Source organism: Microbacterium foliorum, assembly GCF_003367705.1.
In the GTDB taxonomy this organism is placed as follows: domain Bacteria; phylum Actinomycetota; class Actinomycetes; order Actinomycetales; family Microbacteriaceae; genus Microbacterium; species Microbacterium foliorum.
Map to the genome: position 1 here is coordinate 508623 of NZ_CP031425.1, position 12113 is coordinate 520735.

The window sequence follows — 12113 nt, forward strand, 5'->3', positions numbered from 1 at the left end:
ACGCAACCTGTGGATCGGTTTCCGTCGAAGGCATCCGAATGTCTTCCGGTATTACGGCTGGGGCACCATCACTGGACGATTCCTGGACTTAACCCGTGAGATACCGCAATACTGTCTGGGCATGCGCTCGGTCGACACCTGTCGACGCCTGGGGAGGGCCTTGTGAAGCGGAACATCTGCATCACGGGAGAGGCGAATGGAAATTCTTGAGGGGAAGGCTCTGCGGCGGCGCAGGGCCATCGGGGGAGGCATCGCCGGCGTGACCGTCGGCGCCGTGATCCTGGCGAGTGCACTGATACCGACAGCGGCGAACGCCGCTCCCGGCGACGAGTCCGCATCGAGCTCACGATTCCTGAGCGGGAGCCTCCTGCTCGGGGGAGTGCCGCTCGACGACGTGGTCGAGCTCGCCGGTGTGGAGACGAGCAACAACGGCGTTCCGACGCCCGACACCGAGACGGGCTCGCTCGATCTCACCGCGTTGAATGCTCTGAACCTCGAGATCCCGGGTGGCCTCAGCGTGCCGCTCAGCGGCTTCCTCCAGCTCGGCGCCGTGAACCAGTATTCGCAGTCGTCGGATGCGGGCGTCTCGCGCGCCGCGACCGGGGCCGTGAACGACAGCGGCGTCGTCGACACCACGGGCGGCGGAGCGTATCCCGCGAACGCCTCCCTGAACCTCCAGGGTCTGCTCGGATCCACCGTCACCGCAGCGGTCGCCGACCTCGACATCTCGCTCGAGGCGATCAGCTCCGAGGTGTCGCTCGACGGCACCGGCACGGTCGCGCGTGACTACAACGTCGCAGGGGGAGACCTGCAGCTGACGCTGCCCGCGGTCGGCGGCCTGGCGACGACTCTCACCGGGCCCGGCGGAGTGGCATCGACGGTCGATGCCGCCGTGGCCACGCTGGCCGGCCCGAACGGGCTGCTCGCCGGGGCGCTCGCGACACTGAACGGGGTGCTCGGCCCGATCGTCGGCGCCGACGGTGTCGAGATCAGCATCAACTCAAACGTGACCGGCGCGCTGAACACCGTGCTCGACACCCCCGTCGGCGACGGCGTGGTCACGGTCGATCTGCGCACGGGCGCCGTCGGGGCAGACCTCGACGCCCTGCTCGCCGACACGACCGGCCACGGTCTCAACGGGCTCGGAGTCAACGAGGAGGTGCTGTCGACCGCGGTGCTGAACAACCTCATCACCCGCGTGGGCAACGTCCTCGAGACGGTTCCCGCGCTCGTCCAGACCGCGCTCACCTCGACGCTCAACGCCGCGACGCTGAACGTGAACGTCGGCGTGTGCCTCGTCGAAGTCGTGGGCTGCGTCACCGGTCTGCAGGTCTCGGTCCCCGACCAGACACTGGGCAGCGTCGTGGCGGGAACCGCCACGGCGACCATCGCGCTCACGGTCGCGGGCCTTCCGGTCGTCATCCCGGTCGGAACGCTCCTCGGTGCGCTGACCGGGCCGCTCAACTCCACCCTGTTCGGACCGACGGGTGTGATCGCGACGGTCATCCCGACGGTGACCACCGCCGTCACCTCGATCGTCACGGCGCTCGACCCGGTGGTCGGGCTCCTGAACGGCGTGGTCTCGCTGCGCGGCAACGTGCAGCCGGACAACGGCCCGATCTACAGCCAGGAGGCGTTCGTCCTCACCGTGGGTGATCTGCTCGGAACCGGCGGCGTCGGAACCATCGTCCTCGCACACGCGCAGGCGGGGCCCAACGCTGTCGCAGTGGCGGTACCCGCCGTCGATGCGGCGCCCACCGTGCAGGCGGGCACCGCCCTTCCCGTGACAGGCTCCGGCTGGCCCGCGAACACCGACGTGGCCGTGACGGTCACCGCCCCGGGCGGCGGCGCGGTCGCAGGTCCGGTCACGCTGACGACCGACGGAGCGGGGGGCTTCACAGGATCCGTCCCCATCCCCGTGGGGACGACCCCCGGTGCCGGCTTCACCGTCACCGCCACGGACGGCACGAGCACCGCTACCGACACGACCGAGGTCACCGCAGCGGCGGCGATCGACGCGGCACCCGCTGTGCAGGCAGGCACCGACCTTCTCGTCTCCGGAACGAACTGGCCCGCGAACACGCAGGTCTCGGTGCAGCTCACGGCCCCAGGCGGGGGCGCGAACATCGGCGGTCCCGAACCCGTCACCACCGACGGCTCCGGCTCGTTCACGCTCGACTACCCCGTACCCGCAGGAACTCCTGCGGCGGCCGGCTACACGGTCACGGCCACCGTCGGCACTCAGACGGCGACGGACACGACCGAGGTGACGGATGCTCCGGTCGCGGCGATCGATGCCGCGGCGACGGTGCAGGCCGGAACGAACCTCGCGGTCTCGGGAACGACCTGGCCCGCGAACACCCTGGTGTCGGTGCAGCTGACCGCTCCCGGTGGCGGCGCGAACGTCGGCGGTCCTGAGACGGCGACCACGAACGGCGCCGGCGAGTTCACACTGGACTACCCCGTGCCCGCTTCGGCGGTTCCCGGCACCGCGTACACGGTCACGGCGACCGCAGGTGCGGTCACGGCGATCGACACGACGGAGGTCACGGCCGCCGCGGCAGTGGATGCGGCGGACACCGTGCAGGCAGGCACCAGCCTTCCCCTCACGGGTACCGGCTGGCCGGCGAACACCGAAGTGACGGTGCAGCTGACCGCACCGGGCGGCGGCAACGTCGGCGGCCCTGAGACGGTGACGACCGACGGAACGGGCGGCTTCACGCTGGACTACCCGGTCCCCGGTGGCGCAGTCCCCGGCCCGGGATACACGGTCACGGCGACCGTCGGCACCCAGACGGCGACCGACACGACCGAGGTGACGGCCGCGGCAGCGGTCGACGCCGCCGACACGGTGCAGGCGGGCGCGAGCCTTCCGATCACCGGAACCGGCTGGCCGGCGAACACCGATGTGACGGTGCAGCTGACCGCCCCCGGCGGGGGCGCGAACGTCGGCGGTCCGCTGGTGGTGACCACCGACGGCTCGGGAGGGTTCACGGCGGACTACCCGGTTCCCGCGAACACCGCGCCGGCGACGGGATACATCGTGACGGCCACCGTCGGCGGTCAGACCGCGACCGACACGACCCAGGTCACGGCCGCGGCGACGGTCGATGCTGCGGCGACGGTCGAGGCGGGAACGACTCTCGCGGTCTCCGGCACCAACTGGCCGGCGAACACCGATGTCACGGTGCAGCTGACCGCGCCGGGCGGCGCGGTGATCGGCACGCCGCAGGTGGTGACGACGGGCGCACTCGGCGGCTTCACGCTGCAGTACCCGGTCCCGGCCGGAACTCCTGCAGGCACGGGCTACACGGTCACCGCGACCGCCGGAACCCAGACGGCCACCGATACCACCGAGGTCATCGCGGCCCCGGTCGTGGTCGATGCCGCAGCGTCGGTGCCTGCGGGCACCAACCTCGCCGTCACCGGAACGGGCTGGCCCGTGAACGCCTCGGTCTCGCTGCAGCTCACTGCACCGAGCGGTGGCGCGGAGGTCGGAGGACCGGTGACCGCGACGACCGACGAGTTCGGTGCGTTCACGGTGAACTATCCGGTTCCCGCCGACACGGCTCCGGGCACCGGATACACGCTCACGGCCACGTCGGGTGCGGTCAGCGCCACGGACACCACCGAGGTGACCGCGGGCGACCCGGGCGATGTCAACACGAACGCGGCGGCCTCGGCATCCGCATCGGCTGACGCGACCGCAGACGGCGACCCGTCGGCGCAGGCGGCAGCAGAAGCTGCCGCGCTCGCCGATGCGACGTCGGATGCCTCCGCGGCAGCCACGGTCGATGCGACGTCTGCGGCTCAGGCCGCGGCGACGACGGACGCCTCGACCACCGCATCCACCGATGTCACCTCCACGGCCAACGCCTCGGCGGCGGTCGCGGCGCAGGCGGCGGCTCAGGCAGACGCGTCGGACGACGTGAACGCTGATGCCTCCACGGCGGCGGATGCGAACTCCGCGGCCTCGTCGGAGTCGGCGGCGACGGCGGATTCGTCGACGAACGCCTCCTCCGAGGCCTCGGCCAACACGAACGCGGCGGCCTCGGCATCCGCGTCGGCCGACGCGACCGCAGACGGCGACCCGTCGGCGCAGGCGGCGGCGGAGTCTGCGGCGTTCTCGGATGCGACAGCGGTCGCCTCTGCGGCGGCGGATGCCAGTGCGGAGTCGGCGGCTGAGGCCGCGGCGCTCACGGCGGCCTCGACGGATGCCTCGACCACCTCCACCTCCACGGCCAACGCCTCGGCGGCGGTCGCGGCGCAGGCGGCGGCTCAGGCAGACGCGTCGGACGACGTGAACGCTGATGCCTCCACGGCGGCGGACGCGAACTCCGCGGCCTCGTCGGAGTCGGCGGCGACGGCGGATTCGTCGACGAACGCCTCCTCCGAGGCCTCGGCCAACACGAACGCGGCGGCTTCGGCATCCGCGTCGGCGAACGCCGATGCCTCGACCGATGCGATCGCGGAGGCGGCAGCTCAGGCTGCGGCGTTCGCCGACGCGACGGCTGACGGTTCGGCTGCGGCCGACCCGGCGGCGCAGGCGGCGGCCGAATCGTCGGCGACGGCGACGTCGTCGACGGCGGCCACGGCGGACGCCACCTCCGAGGCGAACGCCGGTGCGGCGATCGCGGCACAGGCGGCGGCGCTGGCAGACGCGTCGACGGACACCGCGGCTGAGGCCTCGGCGGCGTCGGACGCGAGCACCAGTGCGGCATCGAACTCGAGCGCGGCGGCGATCGCCAGCGCATCGACCGATGCCTCCTCGGATGCGGTCGCCTCGGCGGACGCCTCTGCGGCTGCCGACCCGTCGGCCGAGGTCAACACCAACGCCTCGGCCTCGGCATCGGCATCGGCGCAGGCCGACGACGACAGCAACGCCTCGGTGGAGGCGGCGGCGGTCGCTGCGGCACTCGCCGACGCGACCAGCACCGCCTCGGCGGCGGCCGACGTGACGGCTGACGCCTCGGCGGCGGCTGCGGCGACGGACGACGCATCGACCGATGCCTCGACCACGGCCACCACGGATGCGAACGCCTCGACGGCGGCTGCAGCCCAGGCGGCGGCGCAGGCCGATGCGACCTCGACGAGTGCGGCTGACGCCTCGGCTTCGGCCGACGCCGACCCGAACGCGTCGGCGGCTGCAGCGGCCAACGCCTCGTCGTCTGCGACGGCATCCGCCTCGGCGGCGGCTGATGCGTCGGCGGCGGCCACGGCATCTGCATCCGCGGACGCCACGGCATCTGCATCCGCGTCGGCTGACGCGGCAGCGGATCCGACCGGACGGATCGCCATCACGATCAAGGTCCCGGTGCTGGAGCGCGGCGCGCTGCAGACCGCGGTGGGCACCGGGTTCCAGCCCGGCGAGACCGTCTCCGGTGTGATGACATCCGACCCGATCGCGTTGGGGACCCAGGTCGCCGACGCGCAGGGCACGGTCACCTTCACCTGGAAGGTCCCGTCCTCGACGGATCTCGGAACGCACGCCGTGACACTCACCGGAGCGACCTCCGGCAGCGTCTCGGCCGACTTCCGGGTCGTCGCCTCGGGCCTGGCCACCACCGGTGGCGAGATCCAGGGCGGATGGATCGCACTGGCGGCGCTGCTGCTGATGCTCGGTCTGGGGGCGACGCGCATCGCGCGCTCCCGCAGGCCGATGGTCCAGACCGAGTAGATCGCAGCGCGGATCACGGAGAGGTCGGGGTCGTCGGAGCGACGACCCCGACCCCTCGGTGACGAGAGAGATGTGGATGGCACGATGTCGGGTATCTCATCGACGGAGCACGACGCCGCGGAGCGGACCGACGCGGTCGTCGCACGACCGCGTCCGACCTGGTGGGTCAAGCTCATAGCCTTCGCGGCCTGTCTGCTCACGCTCTGGCACGTGGGGGCGTCGTTCCTGTGGATCGCGCCGTATTCGGCGCTGCGGGAGATCCCCACGCAGCAGGTGCTGTCGGGATACATGCTGCCGATGTTCGGTCAGTCGTGGAGCGTGTTCGCCCCCGAGCCGATCAACGGCGACTACCACTTCAACGTCCGAGCCGTCATCGAGAAGGACGGCGAGGAGGTCGAGACCGGCTGGGTGAGCGCGACCGACGTCGAGCTCTCGATGATCCGGTACAACCTCATGCCGCCGCGCGCCGGCATCCAGTCGAGCGAGGTCGCCAGCGGCCAGATGAACGCCTTCAACAAGCTCAACGCCGACCAGAAGGCCATCGTCGGGCTCGACTTCGCCGAGGGCGACGGGGAGGCCTGGATGGTCCGCTCCTTCGACGAGCTCGAGGGCGACAACCCGTCGACCGAGGCGTACATGGCCGAGGAGCACCTCTCCACCGCCTACGCCACGCAGGTCGCCTACGCGATCTGGGGAGCGGATGCCGTCATCAAGGTGCAGTACCGGGTGAGCCGCCAGAACGTCGTCCCCTACGCGGATCGCAACGACCCCGGTGCCCAGCGACCGGATCCGACGTTCTCGACCACCGGGTGGCGACTCCCTATAGAAGAGGAAGGGCAGAGCCGCGAGAACTTCGCGAACACCTTCCGCGGCCAGTTCGAGAGGATCCAGCCGTGAGCGCACCGACCAGGACCGCGTCCTCCACGGCGAAGACGGCCAAGACGGGGAAGACGCCGAAGACGGAGAAGAAGGCACCGGCCGCCCAGGGTGCGGCATCGACGCGCGCCACGACCACCGCACCTGCGCCCCCCGCTCCCGCTCCGGCGGCTCCCGTTCCCGCTCCGTCACCGTCCGGCGCTCCCGGCGGAACGCCGCCGCGGTCGTTCCTCACCCGCCTGCTGAGCTTCGCCTCGTCGATGATCGCCGGACTCTGGTCGATGGTGCTCTCTGCCATCGACCGCATCTCGGCGTTCGTCGGCGACTGGCTCTTCTCGGGCAAGAAGGCGCTGTACGGTCTCGCCGTCACCCGCATCCTGTTCGGCGTGACCGCGCTCGGCCTGCTCGCCGCGAACTTCGGCACACGTCTGTACACCTTCGGGTCGGGATCGGCCTGGAACGGCGAGCTCGTCGAGCCCGTGAGCGAGTTCCCGAAGATCTGGGTGTTCAGCGCCTTCCACCCGGCGATGGGCAACGACGTCCTCTACACCGCGCTCTACCTGCTGCTCGGCGTTCTCGCGGTGCTGTTCGTGCTGGGCTGGCGGTTCCGCATCGTGCTGCCGGTGTTCTTCTGCCTGTGGATCGGCTTCGTCGAGGCCAACGACATGGTGGGCGACCAGGGCGACAACATGTTCCGCATCGCGCTGCTGCTGCTGTTCTTCGCCGATCCCGCCGCGCGATGGTCGCTGGATGCGAAGCGCCGCGCGAAGAGCGGTGAATGGTTCAGGCCCGGCAGTCAGCCGGCGCTGCTGGGCACGGTGTTCCACAACCTCGCCCTCGTGGCCCTCACGGCGCAGGTGTGCTTCGTGTACGCCTCGGGTGCGCTGTACAAGGCCGGCGGTGCGCCGTGGGAAGAGGGGTATGCGGTCTACAACCCGCTGCATACCGCACGGTTCGGCACCTGGCCGGTGCTCAGCGATCTGGTGACGTCGTGGGGGCCGATGGTCGTCGCGGCGACCTGGGGATCGATCATCCTGCAGGTGGCGTTCCCGCTGATGCTGCTGACACGACCCACGCGTCTGATCGGGCTCGTCGGCATCCTCTCCTTCCACATCGGTATCGGCGTGCTCATGGGGCTGCCCTGGTTCTCGCTGACGATGATCGCGATCGACTCGATCTTCATCCGCGATCGCACCTGGGCGCGTCTGAGCGCAGGGACACGGCGGCGGTGGGAGCAGACGAAGGCGTCGCCTCCGCCCGGAGCGGTGGAGCCGTCGGCGTCAGAGGCATCACGGGTCGCGTCTGTGGGCTGACCACAATCGTGTCGGTCCACCGGATCGGTGCGGCTTGGAGGATGGGTACAGGCGACTTCTGAGGATGTTGTCGCAGACCTACCATGAAGGCATCCCTACTTCCCTCTGAGAGGAACGCTCATGGTCGACGCCGCCGTCCGTCCGAAGACGACCCGCCCTCACCCCCGCACCGCCGACGCGAATCTGCGGATCGACGTCGCCCGTGTCACCGATCTGCTGATGGGCACCTGGGCGGACACCCGCCGCGAAGCGCGCGAGATGATCAAGGACTCGGCGTTCTGGCGTGACGATGCGCTCGGCAAGGACGAGCACCGCGAGCGCGTGCTCAGCCAGCTGCACCTTCTGGTGGAGAAGAAGGCCGTGCACCGCGCCTTTCCCAAGGCTCTGGGCGGCGAGGAGAACAACGGCGGCAACATCGCGGGCTTCGAGGAGCTCGTCGTCGCCGACCCCAGCCTGCAGATCAAGTCGGGTGTGCAGTGGGGGCTCTTCGGCTCGGCCATCCTGCAGCTCGGCACGGCGGAGCACCACGCGAAGTGGTTGCCCGGTGTCATGGACCTCTCGATCCCCGGCGCGTTCGCGATGACCGAGATCGGACACGGGTCCGATGTCGCCGCCGTCGGGACGACCGCGACGTACGACCCCGCGACGGAGGAGTTCGTGATCAACACCCCGTTCCGGGGTGCCACGAAGGAGTACCTCGGCAACGCGGCGCTGCACGGCATCGCCGCGACCGTGTTCGCGCAGCTGATCACGAAGGGCGTCAACCACGGCGTGCACTGCTTCTACGTTCCGCTTCGCGGCGACGACGGGAAAGATCTGCCCGGCATCGGCCGTGAGGACGACGGCCTGAAGGGCGGCCTCAACGGCATCGACAACGGGCGCCTGAGCTTCGACCACATCCGCATCCCCCGCACGAACCTACTGAACAAGTACGGCGACGTGGCCGCCGACGGCACGTACTCGAGCGCGATCGACAGCCCCGGTCGACGCTTCTTCACGATGCTGGGCACCCTGGTGCAGGGGCGCGTGTCGCTCGACGGCGCGGCCTGCTGGGCGTCCGCCCTCGGACTGAAGATCGCGATCACCTATGCGACCCAGCGTCGCCAGTTCGACGGCGCAGACGGGCAGGAGGTCGTGCTGCTCGACTACGGCAAGCACCAGCGCCGTCTGTTCCCGCGTCTGGCCACGACCTACGCGCAGATCTTCGCGCACGACGAGTTCCTGCAGAAGTTCGACGGCGTGTTCTCGGGCCGCATCGACACCCCCGAGGACCGCGAGGATCTCGAGACGCTGGCCGCAGCCCTCAAGCCGCTGTCGACCTGGCACGCCCTCGACACCCTCCAGGAGGCGCGCGAGGCCTGCGGCGGTGCCGGCTTCATGTTCGAGAACCGTCTCGTCGGACTCCGCGCCGACCTCGACATCTACGTGACCTTCGAGGGTGACAACAACGTGCTGCTGCAGCTGGTGGGCAAGCGTCTGCTCACCGACTACGCCAAGCAGTTCACCGGCAAGGATGCGGCGGCCCTGGCCAAGTTCGCGGTGGGGATGACCGCGGGCAAGCTGTTCCACGGCGCCGGCCTTCGCCAGTTCGGGCAGTCGGTCGTCGACCTCGGACAGGTGTCGCGGTCGGTCGAGAACGGACTGCGCGAGGAGCAGCAGCACCAGCTGCTCGCCGAGCGCGTGCAGCAGATGGTGGCCGACATCGCCGGACGCCTGCGCCCTGCGGGCAAGGACAAGGTGCTCGGCGCCCAGCTGTTCAACGAGAACCAGGCCGAGCTGATCGAGGCGGCCAGGGCACACGGAGAGCTGCTGCAGTGGGAGGCGTTCACCGACGCGCTGCGGCGCATCGAGGATCCCGACACCAAGAAGGTGCTCACCTGGCTGCGCGACCTGTTCGGGCTGCAGCTCATCGAGAAGCACCTCGCCTGGCACCTCATCAACGGGCGGCTGTCGACGCAGCGCGCCGCCGCGGTCTCCCGCTACATCGACCGCCTGTGCACGCGTCTGCGTCCGCACGCTCTCGACCTCGTCGACGCATTCGGCTACGAGCCGGAGCACGTGCGGGCACCGATCGCCTCGGGCGCGGAGCGTCGGCGTCAGGACGAGGCGCGCGAGTACTACGCAGCGCTCGCGGCATCCGGCGAGGCTCCGGTGCTGGAGAAGACGCTGAAGAAGAACGCCAGGCGCTGACCTCGCGTTCGCAATTCCGCAGGAACGGCCCCCCACCCCGTGTGCGGGGCCGTTCCTGCATCCGGGGCCGACGTTCGTGCGGAATCGCGCACGCCGACCGATGGCCGAGGTCGGGATCGACACAGGTTCGGCCCGTAAGGTCGACGGGTTCTACCCGATTCCACCCGAGGAGCCCGTGATGACCCGTGTCCACGCTTACGCCGCACCCAGCGAAGCCGCACCGCTCGAGAAGACCGTCATCGAGAGGAGGGAGCTCGGTGCCCACGACATCCTGATCGACATCGCCTTCGCCGGCATCTGCCACTCCGACATCCACACGGTCCGCGGCGATTGGGGCCCGCAGAGCTATCCGCTCGCACCGGGTCACGAGATCGCGGGAACCGTCGCCGCCGTCGGCTCCGACGTGACCAGGCACTCCGTCGGCGACCGCGTCGGCGTGGGATGCCTCGTCAACTCCTGCGGCGAGTGCCGCAACTGCGAGCGCGGCGACGAGCAGTTCTGCTCCCGCGGCGCCGTCTTCACCTATGGCAGCACCGATCGTGACGGCTCGATCACGCAGGGCGGCTACTCGGAGCAGGTCGTCGTGACCGAGTCGTTCGCCGTCCGCATCCCCGACGCCCTCGCGCTCGATGTCGCCGCTCCGCTGCTCTGCGCGGGCATCACGACCTACTCGCCGCTTCGCCACTGGAACGTCGGACCCGGCTCGCGCGTGGCCGTCGTGGGTCTCGGAGGTCTCGGACACATGGCCGTGCAGATCGCCCATGCCCTGGGCGCCGAGGTCACCGTGCTGTCGCAGACGCTGAACAAGAAGGATGACGGGCTGCGCCTCGGCGCCGACCACTACTACGCCACGAGCGACCCCGAGACCTTCGCGTCGCTGGGCGGATCGTTCGACGTGATCCTCAACACCGTGAGCGCGGTCGTCGACCTGCGCGCCTACCTCGGGCTGCTCGATGTGGGCGGCTCGATGGTCTGCGTGGGGGCGCCCGCCGAACCGCTGCCCGTGCAGGTGATGTCGCTGATCGGCGGTCGCCGTTCGCTCGCCGGCTCGAACATCGGCGGCATCCGCGAGACGCAGGAGATGCTCGACTTCTGCGCCGAGCACGGCATCGCCTCGGAGATCGAGGTCATCACCGCCGCGCAGATCAACGAGGCGTACGACCGTGTGCTCGCCTCCGACGTGCGCTACCGCTTCGTGATCGACGCCTCGACGTTCGCGGACTGATCGCAGGGTCCTTGCCCCCGCATTGTGGCTGACCGTTCCCCGGTCGGCGGACGGGATGGCGGCATCCGGCCCGCCATCCCGTCTTCTCTTCAGCCATCCGGTTCGGTGAACCCCCGGAGGGGAGATGTCCGCCGTCGCCGCTAGCGTGAGCGCATGACCTCGCTGATCACCGCACCCGACGGACGTGCTCGCTGTGCCTGGGTGGGCGACGACCCCGAGTACGTCCGCTATCACGACGAAGAATGGGGGAGGGCACTGCACGGCGATCGTCCGCTGTTCGAGAAGATGGCGCTCGAAGGGTTCCAGGCGGGCCTCTCGTGGATCACGATCCTGCGCAAGCGTCCCCGGTTCCGCGAGGTGTTCGCGGGCTTCGACATCGAGACGGTGGCGGAGTTCGACGAATCCGATGTCGAGCGGCTGATGGGCGATGCCGGCATCATCCGCAACCGGGCCAAGGTGCTGGCCACCATCGGCAATGCGCAGATCGTGCGCACCATGCCCGACGGAGAGCTCGACCGACTCATGTGGTCGTTCGCGCCGCACCCCTCGGGCGCCCGGCCGAAGAGCTTGTCGGACGTTCCGCCGGTCACCCCCGAATCCACCGCGATGAGCAAGGAGCTGCGTCGCCGCGGCTTCCGGTTCGTCGGACCCACCACCATGTACGCCCTCATGCAGTCGAGCGGAATGGTCGACGACCATGTGGAGGGATGCTGGCGGTCATGACCGGCACTCTCCACGGGCCGCCGAAACGACGGTGACAGGGGCGGTGCGGGCGACCCCTCGACTATGATCCGATGGGGGGGATGCGCGCACTCTGCTGACGCGGTACGGC

6 protein-coding genes are annotated in these 12113 nt (G+C 70.1%); all 6 read left to right on the forward strand.

The window, feature by feature from the left end:
* Positions 1-196: 196 nt before the first annotated feature.
* On the forward strand, positions 197-5677 hold the full coding sequence (locus tag DXT68_RS02410) for a choice-of-anchor G family protein (RefSeq protein WP_156149311.1): 5481 nt from the start codon (positions 197-199) through the stop codon (positions 5675-5677).
* 84 nt (positions 5678-5761) lie between these two features.
* On the forward strand, positions 5762-6574 hold the full coding sequence (locus DXT68_RS02415; protein ID WP_045255013.1) for a DUF5819 family protein: 813 nt from the start codon (positions 5762-5764) through the stop codon (positions 6572-6574).
* Entirely contained in the window at positions 6571-7866 is a 1296-nt protein-coding gene (locus DXT68_RS02420) for an HTTM domain-containing protein (RefSeq protein ID WP_052677811.1), read from the forward strand. The genes DXT68_RS02415 and DXT68_RS02420 overlap by 4 nt, the downstream gene beginning before the upstream one ends.
* Before the next feature lie 120 nt (positions 7867-7986).
* Positions 7987-10056 carry an acyl-CoA dehydrogenase family protein gene (locus DXT68_RS02425; RefSeq protein ID WP_045254940.1) on the forward strand — a complete coding sequence of 690 codons (2070 nt, stop codon included), beginning with the start codon at positions 7987-7989 and terminating at the stop codon, positions 10054-10056.
* A 178-nt stretch (positions 10057-10234) separates the two neighbouring features.
* Positions 10235-11281, forward strand: a complete 1047-nt coding sequence (locus tag DXT68_RS02430; protein WP_045255011.1) for an NAD(P)-dependent alcohol dehydrogenase — start codon at positions 10235-10237, stop codon at positions 11279-11281.
* Between the two features lie 153 nt (positions 11282-11434).
* Entirely contained in the window at positions 11435-12004 is a 570-nt protein-coding gene (locus DXT68_RS02435; RefSeq protein WP_045254939.1) for a DNA-3-methyladenine glycosylase I, read from the forward strand.
* Positions 12005-12113 lie beyond the last annotated feature (109 nt).